The following is a 25,491-nucleotide window of genomic DNA, read 5'->3' on the forward strand; positions in this document are numbered from 1 at the left end:
GCGTGATGGCATCGACATAGCGCCGGTCGCGCACAAGTGCGCTCCTACACAGGGCTGTTGCCAGTCGCGTACGACATCGTCTCCGCATACTTCCCCGCCTCGCACAGCAACCACTCACGGAACGTGCGCAGCCCCGCGTGATCCTTCGCGTGCTCGGGATACACAAGGAAATACGCCTCGGGAATCTGCTGATAGCGATCGCCGAGCACCGTGAGCTGGCCGGCTTCGATCAGCGGACGCGCCATCACCATGCGCCCCAGGGCGACGCCCATGCCTTCCATGGCGCCGCGCTGCAGCGCGTCGGTATTGTCGAAGTGGGCCACGTAGCGACGCGGCAACGCGCTTTCACCGTCGGCGAACCAGTCGCGCCAGCGATCGCCCGGATCGCCCAGCAGCGGCCATTGGCTGAGGTCGTTGGGATCGAGATCGCCCATGCGCTCGATCAGCGCGGGCGACACCACGGGCGCAATCCATTCACCGAATAGCCGCTCGGTGATCAGGCCCGGCCACGGCCCGCGTCCATAGCGTACGGCGGCGTCCACCGGATCACGTTCGAAATTGACCAGCTCCACGCTGGACTGCAGGTTGAGCTGGAGCTCGGGATGCGCCGCCACCAGTCGCGCCAGGCGTGGCACCAGCCAGCTGGACATGACACCGGGAATGGCGCTGAGCGTAAGCACATCGTCGCGGCGGCAGCGGAAGCCGGCCATGGCGCGATCGATGCCTTCGAAATGATGGCTCACCGATTCCATCAGGCGGCGGCCTTCTGCCGTGAGCTGCACGCCGCGCGGACCGCGCTCGAACAACTTGCGTTCCAGCCGTTGCTCCAGCTGCCGCACCTGATGGCTGAGCGCGCTCACGGTGAGGTTGGCTTGCTCGGCGGCGCGCGAAAGATTGCCCAGCCGGGCGACCTGGACGAACTGTTGGAGGAGATCCAGCGATACGCGTCCCATCTTGAATTTCCTTCAAGGCTGGTTTGCGAATATATCGCTTTTTGGTCGCGCGCGGCGGTTCTACCTTGAGGACTCACTCAAACGGACGGGAGGGTGTCATGAGCTCGATTTATACGAATTTGCTGTTCATGCATGGCCATATCACCAACCTGGAGTTGGCGCGTCGTCTGGCTGACGCACCGCCGAGCCAGCCGCGCTCCAAGGGCAAGCGCCAGCCTACCCCCAACCTGATGACGGCCATCCGCAAGAGCGTGGCGCCCTCGAAACTTGCCCACGACGGCTGCGGCTGAGCTGGTGACACCGGCCCCGTGAGGCCGGTGTCAGAACAGTCAAAGCTTGCTCGCGGCCAGTTGGACGTTGACCGGCGTACCCAGGTCTTCCGAGGAACGGCCTTCGACGACGCTGTACTGCCCGCCACGGATCACCCAGGCGTGCTTGGCGGTATCGAAATCCGCCAACAGTCGCGGTTCCAGCGAGATGGTGAGGGTGCGGTGCTCGCCGGGTTTGAGGAATGCCTTGGCGAAGCCGGCCAGGCGGGCCGACTTGGCCCCGGGTACGTGTACATAGACCTGCGCTACCTCGGCGCCGGCGCGTGAGCCCGTATTGGCGATCTCCACCGTCGCTTCGAGCTGGGCGCCCTTTGCATCAACCTTCAACGGGCCATGCTGGAAGCTGGTGTAGGAGAGGCCATAGCCGAACGGGAACAGCGGCTTGATGCCACGCGACTGGTACCAGCGATAACCCACATTGGCGCCTTCGATGGCGTAGTCGACGGACTCGGGCTGCGTGCCGCCGGAGACGCCGGGAATCTCCTTGCGCGGCAGCTGCGAGAGATCGCGCGGCCAGCTCACCGGCAAGCGGCCCGAGGGATTGACCTTGCCCGACAGCAGATTGGCGATCGCCTTGCCGCCGTCGCCGCCGGGATACCAGGTCTCCAGCACGGCGCCAACCTGATCGAGCCACGGCATCGCCACGGGACCGCTGTTTTCGAGCACAACGATGGTGCGGGGATTGGCCTTGGCCACTGCATCGACCAGGGCATCCTGGTTGTCCGGCAGCGACAGATCCGGCGTATCGACCGACTCCGCCTGCCACTTCTGCACGAACACCACCGCCACCTGCGCCTTCGCCGCGAGCGCCGCCGCGGCGGCCACGTCGGTGCCCTCCGCAAACTGCACATCGGCCTTGGGTGCCGCATCGCGCAGCGCCTTCAACGGGGCGTACGGGTGATACATCACGGGGCCGGGCCAGGTGGTCGGCGGCAGACCCGGCACGGCATTGCCGCCCATGGCCGTCACCAGCGACGAACCGCCGCCGGCCAACACGCCCTTGTCGGCGTGCGCGCCGATCACCGCGATCGATTGCAGCTTGGTGAGATCGAGCGGCAGCAGGCTGTTTTCGTTGCGCAACAACACCGCGCCCGATTCCAGCGTTTCACGCGCGACTTTCAGGTTTGCCTGCGCATCGATCGGCGCCTTGCCGGCCGGATACTGGAACACGCCGACGGCAAACATGCTGCGCAAAATACGTTGCACCATGTCGTCGATGCGCGACTGCTTCACTTCGCCCTTGGCCAGCGCCGTGCGCAGCGGTGCGTCGAAATACACTTCCTTGTCGAACACTTCGCCCGCGGACTCCTGGTCCAGTCCCGCATTGACCGCCTTGGCCGCGCTATGTGCGCCGCCCCAGTCGGACATCACGAAGCCGGGATACTTCCAGTCGCGCTTGAGCACCTGGTTCATCAGGTAATCGTTCTCGCACGCCCAGTCGCCATTGATCTTGTTGTACGAGCACATCACCGATGCGGGCTTGCCGCGCTCGATGGCGATCTCGAAGGCGAGCAGATCCGATTCGCGCATGGCCTGCTCGCCAAGCTGCACGTTGATGGTGTTGCGCGCCGTCTCCTGGTCATTCAAGGCGTAGTGCTTGATGGTGGAGATGACGTGCTGACCCTGGATGCCCTTGATCGCTTCGGCGACGATGCTGCCGGCCAGCAGCGGGTCTTCGCCGGCGTACTCGAAATTGCGACCATTGCGCGGCTCGCGCGTCAGATTGACGCCGCCGGCCAGCAGCACATTGAAGCCCTTGTTGTGGGCCTCGCTGCCTATCATCGCGCCACCGCGATAGGCGACCTGCGGATCCCAGCTCGCTGCCGTCACCGGGCCTGCCGGCAGCGGCGTGGCGTGATCGCCGGGACGCATGCGGTCGGAGCTGGCCACGCCCAGGCCCGCATCGCTTTCTTCCAGTGCCGGGATGCCAAGCCGTTCGATGGGTGGAACGTAGCCGGCCGATGCAATCGCGCCCTTCGGGAACGGCGCCGTGGCGGGACGATCCGGACCGGCGTAGTAGCTGCGGATCAGCTGGAATTTTTCGTCCTGGGTGAGTTGCGCGAGCAGCAGCTGGGCGCGCGCATCAGGCGAAAGCGTGGTGTCGTTCCACGGCCGGGCCGTGGTTTGCGACGGCGCCGCGCCGGCCGACGTGCACAATCCCATCACAACCAAACCGGTCAAAACTGCACACCGCAGTGCGGTCATCTTGCTATTCATCCGTCCTCCTTCGCTGTCGCTAGGCCATCGTGCTCGCCTGGGCATCACACGGGCGGCGCGTATACTCGCGGGCCTTGGCACCCGAGTATGCCCCAAGATTTTCTTCCCCACATCGAACACGGAGCACATCCATGCAACTGCGTCCCCTGGGTCGATCCTCCCTTTCCGTCGCGCCGCTGGCTTTCGGTGGCAACGTCTTCGGCTGGAGCGCGGATGAACAACGCTCGTTCGAGCTGCTCGATGCGTTCGTCGACGCGGGCTTCAACCTGATCGACACCGCGGACGTCTATTCGGCATGGGTTCCCGGCAATTACGGCGGCGAATCGGAAACCATCATCGGCAAGTGGCTCAAGCGCAGCGGCAAGCGCGACAAGGTGGTGATCGCCACCAAGGTGGCGAAGTGGGCGGAGCATCCCGGCTTGTCGCCGATGAACATCAACCAGGCGGTCGAAGGTTCGCTCAAGCGCCTGCAGACCGACTACATCGATCTCTACCAGGCGCATGAAGACGACGCCACGGTGCCCTTGCATGAAACGCTCGAGACCTTCGGCAAGCTGATCGAACAGGGCAAGGTGCGCGTGATCGGCGCGTCGAACTATGTGGCAGACCGCTTTGCCGAGGCCTTGAAAGTCTCCGCCGAACACGGCTTGCCGCGATACGAAACGCTGCAGCCGGAGTACAACCTGGTCAGCCGTGGCGGTTACGAGAAGGAACTGGAACCACTGGTGGTCGCGGAAAACATCGGCGTCATCAACTACTACGCGCTGGCCAGCGGCTTCTTGAGCGGCAAATACCGCAGCGCGGCGGATCTCGCCAAGAGCGCAGCCCGAAGCGGCGCCGTGCAGAAATTCCTCAACCCACACGGGCTGCGTGTGCTCGAGGCGCTCGACAAGGTGGCCAAGGCGCACAGCGCGACGCCTGCACAGGTGGCCCTGGCGTGGTTGATTGCGCGGCCAAGCGTAACGGCACCGATCGCGAGTGCGACCACGGTGCCGCAGCTGAAGGAATTGCTGGGTGGCGTGAGCTTGCAGTTGAGCAAGGATGAGATTGCGGCGTTGGATCAGGCGAGCGGTTGAGGTTTTCGCGAAAGGCTGTCGCGCACAGGGTGCGCTCCCACGGGGGAGGCGGGAGCGCCAGGTTCAAGGCGATGGGGAGGGGGACGCCACGCCTTCCGCGTCGCTGCCGTCGGGCGCTTCGACTTGGTAGCCCTGGGCCTTGAGGCGGGCGATCAGACCTTTCGGCGACAGCACTTCTTCCATCGGAAGCATGGCGAAGGTCTGCGTATGGGTGGAAAGTGCTTGTTCCGCCGCGCCTATCCACAAGGCATCGGCCTTCTGCTTCACATCGTTGAAACCCAGCTGCTTGGCGAAGCCCGCCTCGGTCACGGCCGAGATGCATGCTTCGCGCTGGTCGTTCATCGGCAGCTTGCGCAGCGTGTCGATATCGCCCGTAGACCAGGCATTCGCGCGCTCGGTGATTCGGCCCATATCGCGCTCCACGGTATCGAGCGTGCGGCCGAAGCATTCGCGGTCGTCCATGGGCGATGTCTTGAACGTCTTCACCGCGTTGCGCGGTTCCTCGATCATCACTGTGTAGCGCGCCGTGACGAAGTTGACGTTGTGCTTCTTGGCGATATTGCGGACCGAATCCTTCACGCCGCCGGAGGAGGTGAGTCCGTAGTGCTTGATCGCCTTGTCGTACAACTCGACCGCGGCAAAGATCGGGCGCCAGTTCTCGATGCCGCTGTCGTTGCCGATGTATTGCTTCTTCAGCGTCAGCCAGCGCGCATAGTCTGGCGCCGGCACCATTTGCTGCAACGTTTGGCCATCCGGGTTCTTGCGTGCGCCCACCAGCGACGGCAGCAGGAAGAGCTTGCCGAAGAAATTGGTCTTGGGCTTGAGCGATACCGACGGCGGCCCCAACACCTCCTGCGACTCGGCGATGGTTTGCTCGACTTCGTCGGTCTTCCATTGGATTTTGTCGGGCAGCGGCGACAACGTGCCGAGCACCCACATCACGTGATCGCCCTTGCTCACCTTCCACAGGCCGGGGCCGGGCTGGATGCCGCTGACGGTCACCGCTTCGAGATTCTGCACCTGGCCCGCCGCGCTGCTTGCCGGCGCAGGTGCCTGCTGTGCAACCGCCGTGCCCGCCATGGCGAGCGGCCCCGTCAGCAGGAGCATGGATAACGAACGAGCCAGGCGGGTGGGTGTCATCGTTTCGAATTCCTTGAAGGGCTGCTTTGAGACACGCGTGCAGCAGCCGGGTTCCTTGTGGAGGTGCGTTCGGCGAGCCGACGCCGCTGCCTGCGCGCCATTCTAGAACGCTGGCTCGCGGAGAACGGCGACAGCCGATGGATCTTTATCCAGCTGCCGTTTGGTTTCGCATCAACGCGGCGTTCATCATGGCCCGCGAGATGCTGGCGCGCCCAGGCAAGGCGCGACGACGCGTTTCAACACGCCGCTGTCGTCCGGCCAGCGAAATGTCGCCTTAAGCGTCTCGCCGCCCTTGGCAGCCGGTATGGCGAGCGTCACGCTTCCACCGCCTGCGAGCCCCTGTTTCGCCACCGCATCAATGTCGCCCGTGGACGCGCCAAACACGAACGGCGTACCGACATTGAACGCACCGCCATCGCCATACCAGCCGCCAACCTTCAGCTTGACGGATGTCGCCGGCATACCCGTCACGACGAGGGGACCGTGCGCCGTCGCGTCAGGCCCCTCAAATGGGTCCGTATCAAAGCCCAATGCCTTGGGGTCGATCACCAGTTCCATCGATACGCGTCCGCCATCCGTACGACAGGCGAATGCCAGCGTCGCGTTGGCCGTGTAGTGCTGAAACGTCGCGCTGCCGGCGATGCGTGCGCGATACAGCGGCGCCGCTTGCTCCGGCTGCTCGAACAACCAGAGGTTGGCTGCGCCATGGGGCGTTGCGCTGAGCGCGAGCGATGGACACAACGCCAGCCACGGCAAGAGACGCCAGGCCCTGCGAATGCTGTGTGCGTCACTTCGAATGATTGATGGTGTCAGCATGACTGTTGTTCTCCAGCGAGCGCGCATCCGGATCATTTTGACCGGCCAGGGTGATGCGGTCCCCAAATGGATGGTCGATTTCCATCTGGCCCACAGCCGCGACACGGTGTGCCCGGCCTCTTCAAAGATCCCAGAATTCAACAACGAGGCCTGCCCGAAAGGCGCCAGGAAAGCCGTACGAACCCTCCCGATTTCTCCGGGGTCGAGCGGAAATTGGCTCACCGCAACAACGTGCTCTTCGCTCTGGCGCCGGTCAATCTGATTATTTCGTGCCAACTGTCGCCAACGTACTGCACCAAAAGCAGAAGGGCGCCATCGGCGCCCTTCTATTTCACTTGCTTGGTCGACAGTTGGCTCAGCCCTGCAACGGCGCCAGTGCGTCGTTGAAGGTCTTGCTCGGGCGCATGGCCTTGGTGATCAGCTCGACGTTCGCGTGGTAGTAGCCCTTGATGTCGACGGGCTTGCCCTGTGCGCCGTTGAGCTCGCCGATGATCTTTGCTTCGTTCTCGGTCAGCGCCTTGGCGATCGGCTCGAACTTCGCCTTGAGCTTGGCGTCGTCGTTCTGCGCGGCGAGTGCCTGTGCCCAGTACATGGCCAGGTAGAAGTGGCTGCCGCGGTTGTCCAGTTCACCGACCTTGCGGGCCGGCGACTTGTTGTTGTCGAGGATCTTGCCGTTCGCTTCGTCCAGCGTCTTGGCCAGCACGCGGGCGTCGGCGTTGTCGTAACGGTTGGCCAGATGTTCCAGCGACGCGGCGATGGCGAGGAATTCGCCCAGCGAATCCCAGCGCAGGTAATCCTCTTCCACGAACTGCTGCACGTGCTTGGGCGCCGAACCGCCGGCACCGGTTTCGAACAGGCCGCCGCCAGCCATCAGCGGCACCACGGAGAGCATCTTCGCGCTGGTGCCCAGCTCCATGATCGGGAAGAGATCCGTGAGGTAGTCGCGCAACACGTTGCCGGTCACCGAGATGGTGTCCTGACCCTTGCGGATGCGCTCGAGCGAGAACTTGGTGGCGTCGACCGGCGACAGCACGCGGATGTCCAGACCCGACAAATCGTGATCCTTCAGATAGCGCTCGACCTTCTTGATCACCTGCGTGTCATGTGCGCGGTTCGCATCGAGCCAGAACACGGCCGGCGTGTTGGACAGGCGCGCACGCGAGACGGCGAGCTTCACCCAGTCCTGGATCGGCGCGTCCTTGGTCTGGCACATGCGCCAGATGTCGCCCGCTTCCACCGGCTGCTCCAGCAGCACCTTGCCGGCTTCGTCGATCACCTTGACCACGCCGTCGCCGGCGATCTTGAAGGTCTTGTCGTGCGAACCGTATTCTTCGGCGGCCTGCGCCATCAGGCCTACGTTGGGCACGCTGCCCATGGTGGCCGGATCGAACGCACCGTTCGCCTTGCAGTCGTCGATGACGACGGCGTAGACACCGGCGTAGCTGCGATCGGGAATTACCGCCTTGGTGTCCTGCAGCTTGCCTTCGGTGTTCCACATCTTGCCGGAGTCGCGAATCATCGCCGGCATCGAAGCGTCGATGATCACGTCGCTCGGCACGTGCAGGTTGGTGATGCCCTTGTCCGAATTGACCATGGCCAGCGCCGGGCGGTTGGCGTATTCGGCCTTGATGTCGGCGAGGATTTCATCCTGCTTCGGCTGAGGCAACTGGCCGAGTCGCGCGTACAGGTCGCCGATGCCGTTGTTCGGCTCGAAGCCCACGCTCTTGAGCGCATCGGCGTGCTTGGTCAGCACGTCCTTGTAGAACTCGTTGACGGCGAAGCCGAACATGATGGGGTCGGAGACCTTCATCATGGTCGCCTTGAGATGCAGCGAGAACAGCACGCCCTGTTTCTTCGCGTCTTCGATCTGCGCGTCGATGAAAGCGGTCAGCGCCTTCTTGCTCATCACGGCGACGTCGATGATCTCGCCGTCCTTCAGCGCGGTCTTTTCCTTCAGCACCGTGTTCGAGCCGTCCTTGCCGAACCACTCGATCTTCACGCTGGTGGCTTTTTCAACGACCGTCGATTTCTCGCTGCCGTAGAAGTCGCCGCCGTCCATATGCGACACGTGCGTCTTCGAATCCTTGCTCCACGCGCCCATCTTGTGCGGATGCTTGCGCGCATAGTTCTTCACCGAGAGCGGTGCACGGCGATCGGAGTTGCCTTCGCGCAGCACGGGGTTCACGGCGCTGCCCTTCACCTTGTCGTAGCGCGCCTTGACGTTCCACTCACTGACGTCCTTGGGATCTTCCGGATAGTCCGGCAGCGCGTAGCCCTGGGACTGCAGCTCCTTGATCGCGGCCTTGAGCTGCGGCATCGAGGCGCTGATGTTGGGCAGTTTGATGATGTTGGCTTCCGGCGTGGTCGCCAGCTTGCCCAGCTCGGTCAGATCGTCGGCGATCTTCTGGTTGTCCGGGAGGATGTCCGGGAACTGGGCAATGATGCGGCCGGCCAGCGAGATGTCACGCGTCTCCACCTGGATGCCGGCGGTAGCGGTGAAGGCCTTGATGATCGGCAGCAGCGAATGCGTGGCGAGGTACGGCGCTTCGTCGGTGAGCGTGTAGATGATCTTGGGCGTGTTCGACATTGTCTGCTATGACCTCGCTGGCTACGGCGTATTCAAATTGGGGGTTGCGCGCCCGAAGGCAGCGCCGTGCGCGGACGCACACGTCGCCCGAAGCGTTCGACATGGGGTCGAAACGGGCGGACGAAAGCCCCTCATTGTCACGATTTCGCGGAAGGGGCGAAAGCGTGGGGGTGTAGCCATGCGCAAACGTATGGTGCGGCGAGGTTTTTTTGTGGGAGGCCACCCTGTGGGCGACCGGCGACGGAGCGCGGATTCTGCGCCGCCGCAGTCGCGCACAGGGTGCGCTCCCACAGGAATGCGTTTGATCAGACGCCCTCGACGGCCGGATGACGCTTGGGCGCACGACGCCGTGCACGCCACGCGGAGTAGCGATCGGCCAGGCAGGAGAAAATCACATACAGCGCCGGCGTGCTGAGCAGGGTCAGGCTTTGCGAAATCAGCAGGCCGCCGATCAAGGCGATACCCAGCGGGCGACGCAGGTCCGAACCCTCGCCCAGGCCGATCGCGATCGGCACAGCGGCAAGAATCGCCACCATCGTCGTCATCATGATCGGGCGGAAGCGCACCATGCTCGCTTCATAGGCCGCCTCTGCCGGACTCAGGCCATGTTCGCGCCGCGACACGAGGGCAAAGTCGATCATCATGATCGCGTTCTTCTTGACGATGCCGATCAACAAGACCAGCGCAATCTGCGCGATCACCGACAGCTCGGTATCCGTGTACCACAGCGCCAGCAACGCGCCGACACCTGCCGCGGGCAGCGTGGAGAGGATGGTCACCGGATGGATCAGGCTCTCATACAGCATGCCCAGCACGATGTAGACGGTGACCACCGCGCCCAGCAGCAGCCATAGCATGCCGCTCTGCGATTGCTGGAAGCGGCGGAAATCGCCACCGATATTGATGCGGATGTCACCCGGCAGGCGCATCTGCGAGCCAGTCTGCTGGATGATCTCCAAGGCCTCGCCCATGCTCACGCCGGGCGCGAGATTGAAGCTCATGCTCATCACGGTGTACTGGTTTTCGTGCGAGATCTGGGTCGGCGCGAGGCCTGGCACCTGTTGCGCGAACGCCGTGAGCGGCACCATCTTGCCGTTGGTGCTGGCCACGTAGACTGCATCGATGGCCGCCGGCGTGGCCGTCTGATTCGGCAACGCGTTGACGACCACCTTGTACTGGTTGAGGTCGGAATAAATCGTGCTGATCTGGCGCTGGCCGAACGCGTTGTACAGCGCGCCATCGATGGTCCCGATGCCCACGCCAAGACGCGCGGCCTTGTCGCGATCGATCACGATGTTCTGCTGCAGGCCGGCGTCGTCGACATCACTGCCCACGTCCTTGAGCTTGGGATTCTTTTTCAGCTCGGCGACGAGTTTGGGTAGCCACAAGGTGAGCTCTTCGGGATTGTCGCCCTGCAGCGACACCTGATACTGCGCGCCCTGGCTGGTGCCGCCGCCACCGCCGAAACTCGGCAGATCCTGGATGGGACGCAGTCGTACATTGAGATCCGGGTAGCGCGCCGCCTTGGCGCTCAGGCGCGCCAGCACGGCAAACGTATCGTCCTTGCGGCCTTGCGCATGCGTCTTCAATTCGATGTCGAAGGTGCCCGAGGAACCCTGGCGGCTCGTGCCCAGACGCGAGCCCACGCGCGCCACGTCGTGGTCCTTCTTGAGCATGTCGATCAGGCGCTGCTGGCGGGCCACCGCATCCTGGAACGACACGGTGGCGCCGGAGGTGGCGCGGCCACGGATAAGGCCAGTGTCCTGCGGCGGGAACAGGCCGGTCTTCACCTGGCCGAACAACAGGATGGTGATGGCGATCAGCACCAGCGGGGTCAGCGAGAACGCCAGCGCGTGCTTGATCGAGAACTTCAGGCAGCGCGAGTACACGCCGAGCATGCCGGCCTGGAATTTCTCCAAGGCCACGCCCACCTTCGTGGTCGGCTTGTCCTGCTCGTGGCCGCTGAGGAACTGGCCGCACAGCGAGGTGGTGAGCGTGAGCGAGACCAACGCCGAAACGATGATCGCCGCTACCAGCGTGATGGTGAATTCCTTGAAGAACAGGCCGGTGATGCCGCTCATGAACAACAGCGGCAGGAACACCGCTACCAGCGACGCGGTGATGGAGACGATGGTGAAGCCAATCTCCTTGGCGCCCGCCAGCGCCGCCTCCATCCGCGTCATGCCCTGGTCGATGTGGCGCACGATGTTCTCGATCACCACGATCGCATCGTCCACCACGAAGCCGATCGCAATCACCAGCGCCAGCAAGGTGAGGTTGTTGAGGGTGAAGCCCAGCACATACATCACCATCGCCGCACCAGCGAGCGACAACGGCACCGCCGCCGTGGCGATCAGGGTGGGCGCCAGCCGGCGCAGGAACAGCGCCATGGTCAGCATCACCATCAACAGGCTGATCAGCAGAGTGGCCTGCACTTCATGCAGCGAGGCGCGGATGGTGGGTGTGCCGTCGAAGTACGGCGTCAGCGTGGTGCCGGGCTGCAGGTAATCGCGCAGCAGCGGCACCGCATCTTTGACGCGATCCACCGTGCCGATGATGTTGGCGGTGGACTGGCGATACACGTACATCAGGATCGCCGGCTTGCCCTGGAACCACGCCGCCTGATACGCGTCCTGCAGGCCGTCGTACACCTTCGCCACGTCGGACAAGCGCACCGGCGTGCCGTTGTTGGAGGCGATCACCAGGCTGGCGAAGTCGGCCGCGTTGTGCAGCGAATCGTTGGCGGTCACCGCCATGGTGGTCTTGCCGTCGGACAGGAAGCCCTGCGGCGAGGTCACGTTGGCCGCGGTGAGCGCATTGCGCAGCTGGTCCGGCGAGAGGCCCAGCGCGTTGAGCTGGCGCAGGTTGACGTCGACGCGGATGGCCGGTGTCGCAGCGCCGAGGATGTCCACTTCCGACACGCCTTCGAGCTGGCGAATGCGCTGCGCGAGCAGCGAATCGGCGATGTCGTAGAGCTCGCGCGCCGACTGCGTTTCCGAGGTCAGTGCGAAGGCGATGATCGGATCGTCGTTGGGGTTGGCCTTCTGGTAGCTCGGCGGCGCATTGAGTCCGCTGGGCAGGTCCGACTGCGCGGCATTGATCGCCGCCTGCACGTCGCGCGCTGCCGAGTCGAGATTGCGACCCGCCTCGAACATCAGGAACACCTGCGTGCTGCCCAGCGAGCTGGACGAGCGCATGGTGTCGATGCCCGGCACCTGGCCGAGGTGGCGCTCAAGCGGCGCAGCCACGGTGGAGGCCATGGTGCTGGCGCTGGCGCCGGCCTGGCTGGCCTGCACGAAGATCACCGGGAACTGCATATTCGGCAACGCGGCCACGCCAAGCAGCGCGTAGCAGATCAGGCCTACGGCGAAGACGCCCATGGCCAGCAACGAGGTACCGATCGGGCGGCGAATGAAAGGACCGGAAATGTTCATGCCGTCAGGAAACCAGGTACGACGCGCGGGGCGCGAAGGAATTCAAAGAAGCCGCACACCACTGAGGAGGCGCGCGCACGAAGGTACGTATATACCGCACATTAACGCAAGAACGCATGACGGTCGGTTTGGTTGAAGCCGTTTGAGCGTGGATCGACGGAATATCTCCTCGCCGTCATTCCGGCGCAGGTGGCTGGAAGTCAATCGGTATTAGACGTCTAAATGCAGGAGTCTCAGGGATTGCAGCTGCGCTTTGAGCGCGGCCATGGAATCCCACGGCAGGATGGGCGAATTGCCGCGCTCGTCGGGCGGGTTCTGCAGCAGCCCGTCTGACCAGCCGCCGCAACCGGTCAACGGCAGCAGCGGACGATGATGCAGCCAGGCCAGGCACACTTCGGAGATCGTGCCGGCGCGTCCGCCGATCACCAGGCAGGCGTCTCCCGCCAACGCCATCAACAGGTTGCGCGCGTCGCCCATGCCGCAGGGAATGACTACGCTGGCGGGCCAGTCGTCCTCTGGCATCGCATCGGCCGGAATGATGCTCAGGACCAGTCCGCCCGAGTCGATGGCTCGCTGCGCCGCGTGCCGCGTGGCGGGACTGCCGCAACCGCTGACCACGGTGATACCTGATCTCGCCAACAGCTCGCCTGCCTGACCGGCCAGCTCATAGGCCTGCGAGCCCGGTTCGGCGCTGCCCAGCACGCAGACCTGCGGCTTTCTCAGTTTGCTCATGTCGTCACTCCGGACCTGGGGAAATTGCACAACGAAAAGGGGCGCGCCATCCCGGCCGCGCCCCTTTCGTGGTTTTGCCGCCGACCCGGCAGGTGCCGGATCGGCGTGGTTGCCATTACATGGCGCCTCGCGTCTGCGCACGCGCCAGCGCGCGCTGTTCGCGACGCTCCTTCAGCCAGTCGGCGAAGCGTTCCATGTAGAGATAGATCACCGGCGTGGTGTACAGCGTCACCAACTGCGACAAGAGCAGGCCGCCGACGATGGACACGCCCAGCGGACGGCGCAGTTCCGCGCCGATGCCATTGCCCAGCGCCAGCGGCAATGCACCGAGCATGGCCGCTGCCGTGGTCATCATGATCGGGCGGAAGCGCAGCAGACACGCGCGACGGATCGCCTCGCGCGGATTCATGCCGTCGCGCTGCGCCTCGATCGCGAAGTCGATCATCATGATCGCGTTCTTCTTCACGATACCGATCAGCAGCACGATACCCACGATGCCGTCCACCGACAGGCTCATATCGCACAGGATGAGCGCCAGCAACGCACCCACGCCGGCCGGCGGCAGGGTCGAGATGATGGTCAGCGGGTGGATGTAGCTCTCGTACAGCACGCCCAGCACGATGTAGATCACCACGATGGAGGCAACCAGCAACAGCACTTCATTGGTGAGCGAGGTGGAGAACTCCGCCGCCTTGCCGATGAACTGGCCACGCACCTGCGGCGGGAAGTTGAGCTTCTGCTCGACCCCACGAATCGCATCCACCGCCTCGGACAGCGAATAACCCGGCGCGAGGTTGAACGACACCGTCACCGCCGGCAACTGCTGCTGATGGCTCACCACCAGCGGCGCCGTGGTCACTTGAGCCGTGGCCAGCGAAGCCAGCGGAATGGTGCCGCCGCCACCGATGATCACGCCGGTATTGGCCACGCCCAGACCCGTGCTGGTGGACGAGTTGCTCGAGGCCACCTGGCCGAACGCGGTGGCATTGCTGCCGGTCAGCGCGCCGCTGCCATTGCTCTTGACCGTGAGCTGGTTGAGCAGCGCGGTGCTGGTGCGGAACTGCGGCGCCACTTCGAGCACCACGCGGTACTGGTTGAGCTGGGTGAAGATGGTGGAGATCTGGCGCTGGCCGAACGAGTCGTACAGCGTGTCGTCGATGGTCTGCACCGGCACGCCCAGGCGGCTGGCCTTTTCGCGATCGATGGTGAGCTTGAGCGAGGTACCCTGGTCGGCGAGGTTGTTGTCGACGTCGGCCAGCTCGGGCAGTTCGCGCAGCGCCTGCGTCATCTGGTTGGCGTAGCCGGAGAGCTCGGTCGCGTTCACGTCGGACATCGAGTACTGGTACTCGGTGGCCGATACGCGGCTATCCAGCGTCACGTCCTGCACGGGCTTGAGGTACAGCTCCACGCCCGGAATGCCGGCCGCTTCCTTCTGCAGTCGCGCCAGCACCTCGTCCAGGCCGTCGCGGTCGCCGCGATCCTTCAGCACGATGCTGAGCTGGCCCTGGTTGAGCGTCGGGTTGATCGAACCGGCGCCGATGAAGGCAGCCACGCCTGTCACGGCCTTGTCGCGACGCAATGCATCGGCGACGGCCTTGGTGCGCACTTCCATCTGCGGGAACGCCACATTCTGGTCGGCCTGCACCACGCCGGTGACCAGGCCCGTGTCCTGCTCGGGCAACAAGCCCTTCGGAATCACGACGTAGAGGAACACGGTGAGCACGACTGCCGCCGCTGCAACCAACAGGGTGAAGCGCTGGTGGCCGAGCACCCAGTCCAGCGAGCTCTCGTACACGTTGACCGTTCGCGTCCACCAGGTTTTCTTGCCGGCGGCGGCGTGGCGCTCGTGCGCGTCGTCGCCCTCGGGCAGCGCGTCGGGCTTGAGCAGGTAGGCGCACATCATCGGCGTCAGCGTCAACGACACCAGCATCGAGATGGCCACCGCGATGGTGAGCACCCAGGCGAATTCGTGGAACAGGCGACCGGTGACGCCCGGCATCAGCAGCAGCGGCAGGAATACCGCGATCAGCGACACCGTCAACGACAGCACGGTGAAGCCGATTTCCTTCGCACCGATCTCGGCCGCTTCCTTGCCGTCCTTGCCCTGCTCGATGTAGCGCACGATGTTCTCGATCATCACGATCGCATCGTCCACCACGAAGCCGGTGGCTACGGTGAGCGCCATCAGCGAGAGGTTGTCCAGCGACATGCCGGTGAAGGCCATCACGCCGAACGTACCCATCAGCGACAACGGCACCGCCACCGACGGAATGATGGTGGCCCACAGGCGACGCAGGAACACGAAGATCACCGCCACCACCAGGAAGATGGTGAGGATCAGGGTGAACTGCACGTCTTCGACCGAGGCGCGGATGGTGATGGTGCGGTCGGCGAACACATCCAGATGGACGTCCGCCGGCAACACGGCGCGCAGCTGCGGCAGGATGTTGCGGATCTGCTCCACCGTCTGCACGATGTTCGCGCCCGGCTGGCGACGGATGTCGAGCAGCACGGCGGGCTTGCCATTGGCCCAGGCGGCGAGCTGGTCGTTCTCCACGCCGTCGATCACGTTGGCCACGTCCGACAGTCGCACCGGCGCGTTGTTCTTGTACGCGATGATGGTGTCTTTGTATTCGGCCGCATCGGCCAGCTGGTCGTTGGTGCCGATGCTGTAGGACTGCGTGGCGCCGTTGAGCGTGCCCTTGGGCGCGTTCACGTTGGCCTCGGTGAGCGAGCTGCGCACGTCCTCCATGGTGAGGCCGAGGTTGGCCAGCTGCGACGGATTGACCTGCACGCGCACGGCCGGGCGCACGTTGCCCGCAATCGACACCAGGCCCACGCCCTGCACCTGCGAGAGCTTCTGCGCGAGGATGGAGTCGGCGTAGTTGTTCACTTCGCGCAGCGGCAGGCTGTCGGAGGTGAGCTTGAGCGTGATGATCGGCGCGTCGGCCGGATTCACGCGGTTGTACACCGGCGGATACGGCAGCGTGCTCGGCAGCGTGCCGCGCGCCTGGTTGATGGCCGCCTGCACGTCCTGCGCCGCGATATCGATATCGCGGTCCATCGCAAACTGCAGCACGATGGTGGACAGACCCGCCGACGAGTCGGAGGTCATCATGGCGAGGCCGGAAATCTGGCCGAAATTGCGTTCCAGCGGCGTGGTGACCAGGGACGCCATGGTCGATGCGCTGGCGCCCGGATATTGCGTGGTCACGACCAGGCTGGGCGCGTCGATCTCGGGCAGCGCCGACACCGGCAGCTCGCGGTAGCCGAGGATGCCGAGCAACAGCACCGCCACCATCAACAGCGAGGTGGCGATCGGTCGGCGAATGAAGAGTGTGGAGAAGCCCATGGGGTTAGCCGTCGATGTGTGTGGCGGGTGCCTGTCCTGCGGCGCCCCGTGTCGTTGCTGAAGGGGTTAGCAGCGAGTAGCGAGGGCGCAAACCCGAACTGCTCGCCAGCCTTCATGAGTGGCGATGGGCCCGGTTGTCGCGCCCTCGCCACCCACCCCTCGCCCCTCTCAAATCAGCCGCCGCGGCGGCCGCCCTGCTTGGCGTTCTTCTTGGCCTTGTCCATCTCGGCCGCGGTCGGCGCTGCCGGCACTTCACCCGGCTTGAGCGCCTTGACCTTGCTGCCCGGCTTGAGGCGGAACTGGCCTTCGGTCACCACCAGATCGTTGAGCGCCAGGCCCGAACCGATCATCACGTGGCTGTCGCCCACTTCACCGGCCACCTTGACCGGGTTCATCTTGACCGTCTGGTCCTGCTGCACCAGGTACACGTAGTCGCCATCCGGACCGCGCTGCACCGCCTGCGCCGGGATCACCAGGCCGCCCTTCACGGTGCGCACCTTCAGGCGCGTATTGACGAACTGGCCCGGCCACAGCTCGCTCTTGGCGTTCTGGAACACCGAGCGCAGCTTGAACGTGCCGGTGGTGGTGTCGATCTGGTTGTCGACCACGTTGAGCGTGCCATCGTCCGCAATGGTGTGCGCGTCGGAGCGGTCCAGCGCCAGCACTTCCAGCGGATCGCCCGAGGCGGCGGCAGCGCGCACCATCTCCAGGTTCTGCTCCGGCAGGGTGAACATCACATAGATCGGATGGATCTGGGTGAGCGTCACCACCGCGGTGGTGGTGGTGACCACATTGCCCGGATCCACGTTGCGGATGCCGGCCACGCCGTCAATCGGCGAGACGATGTGGGTGTAGTCGAGGTTGACCTTGGCGGCGCGCACGGCGGCCTTGTCGGCCGACACCATCGCGGCGAGATTGGCCACGTTGTTGCGGAAGGTGTCCATGTCCAGCTGCGCCACATAGCCCTGGGCCACCAGCGCGTCGTTGCGCTTGAGCGTGCTCTGCGCGGTGGAAAGCTGCGCCTCGTCCTGCTGCTGCTTGGCAGTGGACTGGTCGTAGGCGGCCTGGAACGGACGCGGGTCGATCTGCGCCAGCAGGTCGCCCTTCTTCACTTCCTGGCCTTCCTTGAAGTTGATGCTCAGCATCTGGCCGCTGATCTGCGGATTGATGGTGACGGTGTTGAGCGCCTGAACCGTGCCCAGCGCGGTCAGGTAGACCGGCACATCCTGCTTGAGCACCGGCTCCACCGTCACCGGCACCGGTGCGGCGTCCTTATCCTTGTCCTTGTCCGAGGCATCGCCGTCGGCCTGTCCCTGTCCCTTGTGCTGACCGCGGTGCTGACCCTGTGCGCCTTCCTCGGCAGCGGGCTTATGCAGCAGACGGAAGCCCACGGCTCCCACCACGATCACGGCCACAACGATCAGCGCGATCTTCCAAAAACGCGACATGAAAAAACTCCCAGAATGAAAGACAGGCCACCCGACCCCACCGGTGCGCTCCGCGCGCCTGACCTATGTGTCGAGTGAAAGGATAGGGTCAGATCAACGAAAATAGACAATGCCAGTTGACAGGGGTGCCCCATGACCGATGGCAGGGTTTTCCAAGCGTATCGCGTCCAAATGACGAAACTTGCATGAAATCAGGGCTTATTCGGGCGCGACACGTTGTCCGCCCGACCCGACTGAAACTTGCCGCGGCCTTCGTCTATACTCGGCTAATTGTTGCCTGAACCATAGCTAATCCGGCCTCTTCGGCTGTCCATTGATCTGTCCATTGAATTGGAGTCATTGCGTGAGCGGTTCCATGACGAAGTCCGACCAGAGCTTCATGCGCAGCTTTTCCATGCTGATCGCGGGCCTGAGTGTATTGACCCTGTTGCTGATCGGCGGCGCCTGGTGGATCTACGACCACGAGCCGAAGGAAATAAATCCCCAGACCACCGCACAAACCCAGGCCCGCATCGCGCCGGCCGGTGCGGTTTACGCCGGCGACACCGGCCGCGCCGCCATGCAGGCCGCGCAGGAAGCCGCCGCCAAGGCTGCCGCCTCGCAAGTGGCCTACGGCGGCAGCACCGACGGCAAGACCATCTACGACAACCTCTGCCACGCCTGCCACACCGCCGGCGTCGCCGGTGCGCCCAAACTGGGCGACAAGGCCAACTGGGGTCCGCGCGTGGCCGAGGGCATCGACACCCTGGTCAAGCATGCCATCGACGGCTACAAGGGCCCGGATGGCAACATGATGCCGGCCAAGGGCGGCAATCCGGCGCTGACCGATGAGCAGGTGAAGGCGGCGGTGCATTGGATTGTGGATCAGGCGAAGTAAGCGCTTCGCTGTCGGTAGTCGCAAGAATTTGGATGTTGGGAAAACGCCGCCGCTGGGCGGCGTTTTTCTTTTGTGTGGTGTGCACTTGGGTGTGGTGAGGGCCGCATTCTCTTGCTGCGCATCGGCCTCAGCCCTTCAGCCACCGTCCTGCCCGCTTGTCTGTGGGAGCGCACCCTGTGCGCGACGGCCACGCCGCGGTGTATCGCTCCGTAGGTTCGTCGCGCACAGGGTGCGCTCCCACAAAGAGCAGGCCGTCACCCACGGGCCCGGGCGCACACTTGTAGGAGCGCACCTTGTGCGCGACCGCAGCGCTGGGGTCTACCGCTCCGTAGGCTGGTCGCGCACAGGTGCGCTTCCGACTTTCGCCGGGACGACGAATAGACACGTTCCCGCGAGCACCCGCCCCTCACCCCAGCCCTCTCCCCGGCGGGGAGAGGGAGCAAAGCAGACGTCCCACACGACGAAGCCCAACCCCAATCCGCTACCATTACCCCATGAACGACCAGTCCCCCAACACCACCCATTTCGGTTTCCGCGACGTCCCTGTCGCCGACAAGCAGAAGCTAGTCGGCCAGGTGTTCACTTCGGTCGCGAGCAGCTATGACCTGATGAACGACCTGATGTCGTTCGGCATCCATCGCCTGTGGAAGCGCCACTTCGTCGCCATCAGCGGCGTGCGCCGCGGCGATCGCGTGCTCGACCTGGCCGGCGGTACCGGCGACATCGCCGCCCTGCTCAAGCCGGTGGTGGGCGCCGACGGCGAGATCATCGTGGGCGACATCAATGCGGCCATGCTGGGCGTGGGTCGCGATCGCATGACCGATCGCGGCCTGGTGTCGGGCCTGCGCTGGACCCAGCTCAACGCCGAAGCCCTGCCGTTTCCGGACAACAGCTTCGATGCGGTGACCATGGCCTTCGGCCTGCGCAACGTCACCGACAAGGACAAGGCGCTGGCGGATATCTGCCGCGTGCTCAAGCCTGGTGGTCGTGCGCTGGTGCTGGAATTCTCGCGCGTGCAGAGCGAGCTCTTCAGCAAGCTTTACGACTTCCACTCCTTCAAGGTGCTGCCCAAGCTCGGCCAGCTGTTTGCCGGCGACGCGGACAGCTACCAGTACCTGGCCGAATCGATCCGCAAGCATCCGGACCAGCAGACGCTGAAGGGCATGATGGAGCGCGCCGGCTTCGGCCGCGTGGACGTGCGCAACCTCAGCAACGGCATCGTCGCCATTCATCGCGGTTACAAGTTCTGATGTTTGCGGCGGCTCGCACCAAGGTGCTCCTGGCCGCCGCGCTCCCACTGCTGTTGGTCATGCCCAGGCTATGGGCAACCGAGGAGCAGCGATTCGAGTTGCTTCCGGTCTCTGCGCTCAACGCGACCATGAAGCAGTGCTCGCGTGACACCCCGCATGCCACTGGAGCCTGGACGCCTACGACTGCCCAGTTGCTCGAATTGGAATCCCAGCTTCCCCAATTGGCCACACTCGCGACGCAACAGGGCATATCCCCATCCATCGGCGATCGGACGGCTTCCTTTCGGCAATATCTTGGTGTGATCGTCGACGGCCATCGCTTTATTTACGTCAACGCCGCAGTACCGAAAGAGAAACCGGCCAAGGTTGCTCACATTGCGAGCAAAAGCACTGGCACTCCTTTTCAGGCAGAGGCAGAGCCCGAGCCCATCATCGTCTGTGACGGCGGGAATCATTTCTGGGGTGTGCTTTATGACCCGGAAACCCAGCAGTTCTCACAGCTGAAAACCAACGGCTTCGCCTAGTGCCACGGCCGCTGCGTCGCCCTGAGATTGACACCGTGCTGCAGCCCTATCGCCCGCTCGCCCTGTTCGCCGCCCTGCTCGGCTGGTTCGGCCTGGCGCTACAGCTGTGGTTCTCGATCCGCCTGACCCAGGGCAACGGCGGTACGGCGCTGGAAGGCGTGTGGCTGTTTCTCGGCTTCTACACGATTCTCTCCAACCTGCTGGCCACCAGCGTATTGACCGCGGCAGCTACCGGCCCACGCAGTCGGCTCGGCGTGTTCCTGTCGCGGCCCGGCGTGCAGACGGCGGCGGCGATGAGCATCGTGATCGTCAGCGCCATCTACAACCTGATGCTGCGTCAGTTGTGGAGCCCGTCGGGCTGGTTGCTGGGGGCGGATGTGATCGTGCATGACGCCATGCCGCTGCTGTATGTCGGCTACTGGTGGCTGGCGGTGCCCAAGGGCGGACTGCGTTGGTCGCAGGTGCTGGTGTGGCAGAGCTATCCCGCCGGGTATTTCTTCTACGTGCTGCTGCGTGGCGCGGTGAACGGTTGGTATCCCTATCCGTTCCTCGACGTGCGCGCGCTGGGTTATGCGCAGGTGCTGATCGATGCGATCGGCGTGCTGGCGGCCTTCATCGTGGTCGCCTTGCTGCTCGTGGCCGCCGGTCGATGGCAGGCGCGCCGACAACGGCACGCCGCCGCCGAAGTGGCCTGATCAGCCCGTTCGAAAGTCGTCGACCACATCGCCGTACAGACGCGTTTCCGCCTCGTGCGCGTGATCGCGCCACGGCTCGGCCAGTGCGGCGGTGTACCACTGGCGCATCGCTGGCAGCGCGAGCATGCGATGGACATACGCGGTCGCTGCGCCGTCCGTCGGAATGTCGTAGCTTTGAATGCGAAACACCACCGGCGCGAAGAACGCATCGACAGCCGTGAAAGCATCGCCTGCGAGGAAAGGACCGCCGAAGCGCGCCAGGCCCTCGTTCCACAATTCATTGATGCGCGCGATGTCCGCCTTCAGCGCAGCATCGACCGCATGCAGCCGCACGCGAACGCCGCAACTCATGCCGCAGGCATTGCGCAGCGTGCTGAAGCCCGCGTGCATTTCTGCCGAGGCACAACGAGCCCAGGTGCGCGCATCGGGTCGGGATGGCCAGACGCCGGCGTGACGCTCGGCGAGATACTCAATGATGGCCAGCGAATCCCACACGACGGTGTCGCCGTCGTGCAGGCAGGGCACGCGCCCGTTCGGTGAAAACTGGCGAAACACATCCCAGTTGGAGCCTTCGCCGAACACGTGCAGCTGTTCTTCGAACGGGATGCCCAGCTGGGTCATCAAGACCCAGGGACGCAGCGACCACGACGAGTAATTCTTGTTGGCGATATAGAGCGTGGTCACGGCGGCTCCGGCAGCGCTGATCAGGTGTCGATGATCAGCAGCGTACCGCGACTGCCGCCCTCCACACTGTGCGGCATGCCCGCCGGAACCACATACAGTTCGCCCGCTTCCACCCGCAGCACCTCGCCGTGGATGCGCAGCACCATCACGCCGTCGAGCACCAGCAGGGCTTCGTCGTAGTCGTGGCTTTCTTCCGGGTAAGACCGCTCGTCCATGCGCAGCAGCTTCAGGCGCGCGTTGCCGAAGCTGGCGAGCACGCTTGAGGACCAGGCCTGGGGCAGCTGGGCGGCGACATCGGCCAAGCGGAGCGGCGCCACCTCAGTGCTGCTTGGCCGGCGCGGCCACCACCGGCGCGCTTACCGGCGCGCGGCGGCGGGCATTGGCGAGCACCACGCCACCCACCGTGATCACGCCGCCCACCAGGGTCAGCAGCGTCGGGCGCTCGCCCAGCCAGACCCAACCGATCAACACAGCGATCGGCGGCGAGAAATAGATGAAGCTGCTCACCTGCGAGGCAGGCGCGCGCTGCAGGGCGGCGTTCCACGCGATATAGCCGATGAAGGTGGGCGCAATGCCCAGCCACAACAGCGCACCGATATGCGATGCCGGGGCATGCATCAGTGCCTGCGGCAGATGCAGGCCAAACGGCAGCGAGGCGAGAGCACCGACGAAGAAGGTGAAACCCGTGACGCCAAGCATGGTGTTGCGCGCGAATAGCGGCTTTTGCCACACGAAGAAGATCGAGCACGCCACCACGCTGACCAGCACCAGGGCCGCCATGGGTTCGATCTTCACGTCCTTGCCGCTGGTCAGCACGACCACCACCACGCCCACCAGCGCGATGCCCAGTCCGGTCAGCGTGCGTGGCGACAGGCGTTCGCGCAGCCAGATCGCCGACAAGGCCGCCGTTGTCGCGGGCACAAGTGAGATCAAGATGGCGGCGGTGCCGCTGGCCACGCGGGTTTCGGCCGTATTGAGGCACAAGTGGTACACGGTGAGGCCGATCACGCCGAGCAGCGTCAGTTGCGGCCAGTCGCGCCTGTCAGGCATCGGCACTTTTTTCACCACCAGCAGGGCGGCGAAACACAGCGCACCGATGGCCAGGCGCGCCAGCGCCACCTCGCCCGGGGTGAACGAAGCCAGCGCATAGGCGATCGCGGCATAGGCCGACGACCAGGTAAGCAGCGCGATGCCGATAAAAACCAGCGCGCGCCCATCGAGGCGTTCCGGGGTTTGCATGGACTTGATCCGGGTGGGGAATACTGCGCATCGTAAGTTTTGCCGTGCTGCGCTTGAATGATGAATCAGCGTAGGATGGTGATGTTTCGCCAACGAACGAAATGTCTATGAACGCAGTCACCTTTGAATCGAAACCGATCTGGGACGCCACGGATTGGTTGCTGCTGGAGGCCCTCCAGCAGGACGCCCGCCTGGGTTACGCCGAGCTCGGACGCAAGGTGAAACTCTCACCACCGGCCGTGGCCGAGCGGGTGAAGCGGCTGGAGGAAGCCGGCGTGATTTCCGGTTACCGCGCCGTGCTCAATCCCCGCAAGCTCGGTTATGAGATCGACGCCATGATCCGTCTGCGCTGCGATGGCGGCATCTGCGCCCGGGTGGGCGTGCTGGTGGCGGACATCCCCGAAGTGCTCGATTGCCGCCGCCTGGCGGGCGAGGACTCGGCCCTGCTGCGTGTGGTGGCCATGTCCATCCAGCACCTGGAAACCGTGCTGGACCGGCTGCTGAAGATCCACGCCAGCATCAGCACCACCACGCTCGTCGTGCTGCAGACCCCGCACGAGAACCGACCACTGACCCGCACGATGTGGAATGCTGGCCGGGCGCTGCTGGACGACTAGCGTCCGGCACCGGCGCGCTGGGAGGAGGACGTTGGCGCCATGATCACCGTAGCGGCACGCATCTTGCCTGAGAGTGGCATACCGCCAGCTCCGAGCCAGCCCTAGCCTGCCGAACGCGTCCCATGGAACCCGACTTCCTCAACAAGATCATGGATCTCCTGTGGGATGCCATCTGTGTCGTGGACATGGAGGGGCGCTACGTCTTCGTCAGTGCGTCCTACGAGCGCATCTTCGGTTACAAGCCGGAGGAAGTGCTCGGCAAGCGCATGATCGAGCTGGTGCACCCGGACGACCGCCAGGCCACCATCGAGGTGGCCGCCGCCATCATGTCCGGCCAGCCGCAGTCGCACTTCCAGAACCGCTATATCCGCAAGGACGGCACGGTCGTGCACATCATGTGGTCGGCGCGCTGGTCCGAGGCCGACCAGGTGCGCATTGCGGTGGCGCGCGACATCACCGCGCTCAAGCGCGCCGAATCGATGACGGCCGCGCTGCACGCGATTTCCGAAGCTGCGCACACCGCAGACAACCTGCCGGCGCTGTATGAAGAGATTCACCGCATCGTCGGTGCACTGCTGCCCGCGAACAATTTCTTCGTGGCGCTGTACGACCCCTTGCACGCCGAACTGAGTTTTCCGTATTTCGTCGACGAACGCGACGAGGCGCCGCCCGCCCAAAGCATCGATTCGGGCACGTTGACCGCGCAACTGATCCGTACCGGACAGGCCTTGCTGGTCACGCCTGGCACGCCGACCGACCCATCGCTGCCGGTGATCGGCACTGACGCCTTGCACTGGCTGGGCGTGCCGCTGTGCTCGCAGGGCGCCGCAGTGGGTGCACTTGTTGTGCAGAGTTATTCGGACGCGACGCGCTATACGGAAACCGACAAGGAGCTGCTGCAATTCGTTTCCACCCAGGTCGCGGCGGCAATCGAACGCAAGCAGGCAGAGCAGCGGCTGCATCACATCGCGCGACACGATCCGCTGACCGACCTGGCCAATCGCGACCTCTTCCACCAGCAATTCGAGGCGGCGCTGGAGAACGTGTCGCGCTTCGGCGGCAATCTCGCCCTGCTCTATATCGACCTGGACAAGTTCAAGCAGGTGAACGACCGCTACGGCCACCACACCGGCGACCTGCTGCTGTGCGAAGTGGCGCAGCGCATCCGTGGCCATCTGCGCGAAGGCGATGTGGTGGGTCGCATGGGTGGCGACGAATTCGTGGTGCTGCTGTGCCGACTGCAATCGGTGGCCGACAGCATCCAGGTGGCGGAGAAACTGCGGGCCGCGATCAACCAGCCATTCCAGCTGGCGGATCGCACGCTGCACGCATCGACCAGCGTGGGTGTGGCGACTTATCCGCGGCATGGGCACACCTCGCGCGACCTCACCCGCGCGGCCGACGCGGCGATGTATCAGGTGAAGAAGGAGGGCGGCAACCGCGTGCGCGTGGCGCTGCCAAACGACCTGCCCGAAGACGGCGAGCGCGCCGGCGCCGGCTCACCGCGCTGAGACGTCGCGG

At 64.5% G+C, this 25,491-nt stretch carries 20 protein-coding genes; 8 read left to right on the forward strand and 12 right to left on the reverse strand.

What is annotated here, in order from left to right; all coding sequences use genetic code 11:
- Window positions 1-44: 44 nt before the first annotated feature.
- Window positions 45-953: a LysR substrate-binding domain-containing protein gene (locus AB4Y82_RS14930; RefSeq protein WP_441602794.1), complete on the reverse strand. Its 909-nt coding sequence runs from the start codon at window positions 951-953 to the stop codon at window positions 45-47.
- Window positions 954-1,051: 98 nt separating this feature from the next.
- Between AB4Y82_RS14930 and AB4Y82_RS14935 the strand changes: the two genes are divergently transcribed.
- Window positions 1,052-1,243: a hypothetical protein gene (locus tag AB4Y82_RS14935; RefSeq protein WP_441602793.1), complete on the forward strand. Its 192-nt coding sequence runs from the start codon at window positions 1,052-1,054 to the stop codon at window positions 1,241-1,243.
- A 39-nt stretch (window positions 1,244-1,282) separates the two neighbouring features.
- Here AB4Y82_RS14935 and AB4Y82_RS14940 read toward each other — a convergent pair whose 3' ends face one another.
- The gene (locus tag AB4Y82_RS14940) at window positions 1,283-3,499 is read right to left on the reverse strand and encodes a beta-glucosidase (protein ID WP_441602792.1); all 2,217 of its coding nucleotides are present in this window, start codon (window positions 3,497-3,499) and stop codon (window positions 1,283-1,285) included.
- Between the two features lie 131 nt (window positions 3,500-3,630).
- On the opposite strand from AB4Y82_RS14940, the gene AB4Y82_RS14945 reads away from it, so the two are divergent.
- Window positions 3,631-4,575: an aldo/keto reductase gene (locus AB4Y82_RS14945; RefSeq protein WP_441602791.1), complete on the forward strand. Its 945-nt coding sequence runs from the start codon at window positions 3,631-3,633 to the stop codon at window positions 4,573-4,575.
- A 63-nt stretch (window positions 4,576-4,638) separates the two neighbouring features.
- Here AB4Y82_RS14945 and AB4Y82_RS14950 read toward each other — a convergent pair whose 3' ends face one another.
- The 7 genes from AB4Y82_RS14950 to AB4Y82_RS14980 form a co-directional block, all read right to left on the reverse strand.
- The gene (locus AB4Y82_RS14950; protein ID WP_441602790.1) at window positions 4,639-5,715 is read right to left on the reverse strand and encodes a TraB/GumN family protein; all 1,077 of its coding nucleotides are present in this window, start codon (window positions 5,713-5,715) and stop codon (window positions 4,639-4,641) included.
- 186 nt (window positions 5,716-5,901) lie between these two features.
- Window positions 5,902-6,753 (reverse strand): hypothetical protein, encoded by an 852-nt coding sequence (locus AB4Y82_RS14955; protein WP_441602789.1) that lies wholly within the window; start codon window positions 6,751-6,753, stop codon window positions 5,902-5,904.
- Between the two features lie 133 nt (window positions 6,754-6,886).
- The gene (locus tag AB4Y82_RS14960; protein ID WP_441602788.1) at window positions 6,887-9,118 is read right to left on the reverse strand and encodes an NADP-dependent isocitrate dehydrogenase; all 2,232 of its coding nucleotides are present in this window, start codon (window positions 9,116-9,118) and stop codon (window positions 6,887-6,889) included.
- A 305-nt stretch (window positions 9,119-9,423) separates the two neighbouring features.
- The gene (locus AB4Y82_RS14965; protein WP_441602787.1) at window positions 9,424-12,552 is read right to left on the reverse strand and encodes an efflux RND transporter permease subunit; all 3,129 of its coding nucleotides are present in this window, start codon (window positions 12,550-12,552) and stop codon (window positions 9,424-9,426) included.
- 210 nt (window positions 12,553-12,762) lie between these two features.
- On the reverse strand, window positions 12,763-13,284 hold the full coding sequence (locus tag AB4Y82_RS14970) for a Rossmann fold nucleotide-binding protein (protein ID WP_441602786.1): 522 nt from the start codon (window positions 13,282-13,284) through the stop codon (window positions 12,763-12,765).
- A 115-nt stretch (window positions 13,285-13,399) separates the two neighbouring features.
- Window positions 13,400-16,636, reverse strand: coding sequence for an efflux RND transporter permease subunit (locus AB4Y82_RS14975; RefSeq protein ID WP_441602785.1), 3,237 nt, complete (start codon window positions 16,634-16,636; stop codon window positions 13,400-13,402).
- A 173-nt stretch (window positions 16,637-16,809) separates the two neighbouring features.
- Window positions 16,810-18,084: an efflux RND transporter periplasmic adaptor subunit gene (locus AB4Y82_RS14980; protein WP_441602784.1), complete on the reverse strand. Its 1,275-nt coding sequence runs from the start codon at window positions 18,082-18,084 to the stop codon at window positions 16,810-16,812.
- Between the two features lie 355 nt (window positions 18,085-18,439).
- Here AB4Y82_RS14980 and AB4Y82_RS14985 point away from each other — a divergent pair, with 355 nt between their 5' ends.
- The 4 genes from AB4Y82_RS14985 (at window position 18,440) to AB4Y82_RS15000 (ending at window position 21,430) form a co-directional block, all read left to right on the forward strand.
- Window positions 18,440-18,961, forward strand: coding sequence for a c-type cytochrome (locus tag AB4Y82_RS14985; protein ID WP_441602783.1), 522 nt, complete (start codon window positions 18,440-18,442; stop codon window positions 18,959-18,961).
- 494 nt (window positions 18,962-19,455) lie between these two features.
- Window positions 19,456-20,211 carry a bifunctional demethylmenaquinone methyltransferase/2-methoxy-6-polyprenyl-1,4-benzoquinol methylase UbiE gene (gene ubiE, locus AB4Y82_RS14990; RefSeq protein ID WP_441602782.1) on the forward strand — a complete coding sequence of 252 codons (756 nt, stop codon included), beginning with the start codon at window positions 19,456-19,458 and terminating at the stop codon, window positions 20,209-20,211.
- Complete coding sequence (locus AB4Y82_RS14995; RefSeq protein ID WP_441602781.1) at window positions 20,211-20,735, forward strand: hypothetical protein; 525 nt, start codon at window positions 20,211-20,213, stop codon at window positions 20,733-20,735. Before ubiE ends, AB4Y82_RS14995 begins: the two co-directional genes overlap by 1 nt.
- Before the next feature lie 35 nt (window positions 20,736-20,770).
- Entirely contained in the window at window positions 20,771-21,430 is a 660-nt protein-coding gene (locus AB4Y82_RS15000) for a Pr6Pr family membrane protein (protein ID WP_441602780.1), read from the forward strand.
- Here the strand turns inward: AB4Y82_RS15000 and AB4Y82_RS15005 are convergent, their stop codons facing one another.
- The 3 genes from AB4Y82_RS15005 to AB4Y82_RS15015 are packed head-to-tail and all read right to left on the reverse strand — an operon-like array spanning window position 21,431 to window position 23,353.
- The gene (locus tag AB4Y82_RS15005) at window positions 21,431-22,114 is read right to left on the reverse strand and encodes a glutathione S-transferase family protein (protein WP_441602779.1); all 684 of its coding nucleotides are present in this window, start codon (window positions 22,112-22,114) and stop codon (window positions 21,431-21,433) included.
- A gap of 20 nt (window positions 22,115-22,134) precedes the next feature.
- Window positions 22,135-22,431, reverse strand: a complete 297-nt coding sequence (locus tag AB4Y82_RS15010; RefSeq protein ID WP_441602778.1) for a cupin domain-containing protein — start codon at window positions 22,429-22,431, stop codon at window positions 22,135-22,137.
- A 1-nt stretch (window position 22,432) separates the two neighbouring features.
- The gene (locus tag AB4Y82_RS15015) at window positions 22,433-23,353 is read right to left on the reverse strand and encodes a DMT family transporter (protein WP_441602777.1); all 921 of its coding nucleotides are present in this window, start codon (window positions 23,351-23,353) and stop codon (window positions 22,433-22,435) included.
- Window positions 23,354-23,460: 107 nt separating this feature from the next.
- Here AB4Y82_RS15015 and AB4Y82_RS15020 point away from each other — a divergent pair, with 107 nt between their 5' ends.
- Together AB4Y82_RS15020 and AB4Y82_RS15025 are read left to right on the forward strand one after the other, a co-directional pair.
- Entirely contained in the window at window positions 23,461-23,970 is a 510-nt protein-coding gene (locus AB4Y82_RS15020; RefSeq protein WP_441602776.1) for an Lrp/AsnC family transcriptional regulator, read from the forward strand.
- A 122-nt stretch (window positions 23,971-24,092) separates the two neighbouring features.
- Window positions 24,093-25,481 (forward strand): diguanylate cyclase domain-containing protein, encoded by a 1,389-nt coding sequence (locus AB4Y82_RS15025; RefSeq protein WP_441602775.1) that lies wholly within the window; start codon window positions 24,093-24,095, stop codon window positions 25,479-25,481.
- Window positions 25,482-25,491: the final 10 nt, after the last annotated feature.

Source organism: Dyella sp. 2YAF14, from assembly GCF_052114725.1.
Taxonomy (GTDB): Bacteria; Pseudomonadota; Gammaproteobacteria; order Xanthomonadales; family Rhodanobacteraceae; genus Dyella.

Bases quoted from the DNA above. Each gene is read 5' to 3' on its own strand.
- AB4Y82_RS14940 (WP_441602792.1), bottom strand. From the start codon at position 3,499: ATGAATAGCAAGATGACCGCACTGCGGTGTGCAGTTTTGACCGGTTTG.
- AB4Y82_RS15015 (WP_441602777.1), bottom strand. From the start codon at position 23,353: ATGCAAACCCCGGAACGCCTCGATGGGCGCGCGCTGGTTTTTATCGGC.
- AB4Y82_RS15020 (WP_441602776.1), top strand. From the start codon at position 23,461: ATGAACGCAGTCACCTTTGAATCGAAACCGATCTGGGACGCCACGGAT.
- AB4Y82_RS14960 (WP_441602788.1), bottom strand. From the start codon at position 9,118: ATGTCGAACACGCCCAAGATCATCTACACGCTCACCGACGAAGCGCCG.
- AB4Y82_RS14965 (WP_441602787.1), bottom strand. From the start codon at position 12,552: ATGAACATTTCCGGTCCTTTCATTCGCCGCCCGATCGGTACCTCGTTG.
- ubiE (WP_441602782.1), top strand. From the start codon at position 19,456: ATGAACGACCAGTCCCCCAACACCACCCATTTCGGTTTCCGCGACGTC.
- AB4Y82_RS14985 (WP_441602783.1), top strand. From the start codon at position 18,440: ATGACGAAGTCCGACCAGAGCTTCATGCGCAGCTTTTCCATGCTGATC.
- AB4Y82_RS14995 (WP_441602781.1), top strand. From the start codon at position 20,211: ATGTTTGCGGCGGCTCGCACCAAGGTGCTCCTGGCCGCCGCGCTCCCA.
- AB4Y82_RS14970 (WP_441602786.1), bottom strand. From the start codon at position 13,284: ATGAGCAAACTGAGAAAGCCGCAGGTCTGCGTGCTGGGCAGCGCCGAA.
- AB4Y82_RS14935 (WP_441602793.1), top strand. From the start codon at position 1,052: ATGAGCTCGATTTATACGAATTTGCTGTTCATGCATGGCCATATCACC.
- AB4Y82_RS14930 (WP_441602794.1), bottom strand. From the start codon at position 953: ATGGGACGCGTATCGCTGGATCTCCTCCAACAGTTCGTCCAGGTCGCC.
- AB4Y82_RS15025 (WP_441602775.1), top strand. From the start codon at position 24,093: ATGGAACCCGACTTCCTCAACAAGATCATGGATCTCCTGTGGGATGCC.
- AB4Y82_RS14980 (WP_441602784.1), bottom strand. From the start codon at position 18,084: ATGTCGCGTTTTTGGAAGATCGCGCTGATCGTTGTGGCCGTGATCGTG.
- AB4Y82_RS14950 (WP_441602790.1), bottom strand. From the start codon at position 5,715: ATGACACCCACCCGCCTGGCTCGTTCGTTATCCATGCTCCTGCTGACG.
- AB4Y82_RS14945 (WP_441602791.1), top strand. From the start codon at position 3,631: ATGCAACTGCGTCCCCTGGGTCGATCCTCCCTTTCCGTCGCGCCGCTG.
- AB4Y82_RS14975 (WP_441602785.1), bottom strand. From the start codon at position 16,636: ATGGGCTTCTCCACACTCTTCATTCGCCGACCGATCGCCACCTCGCTG.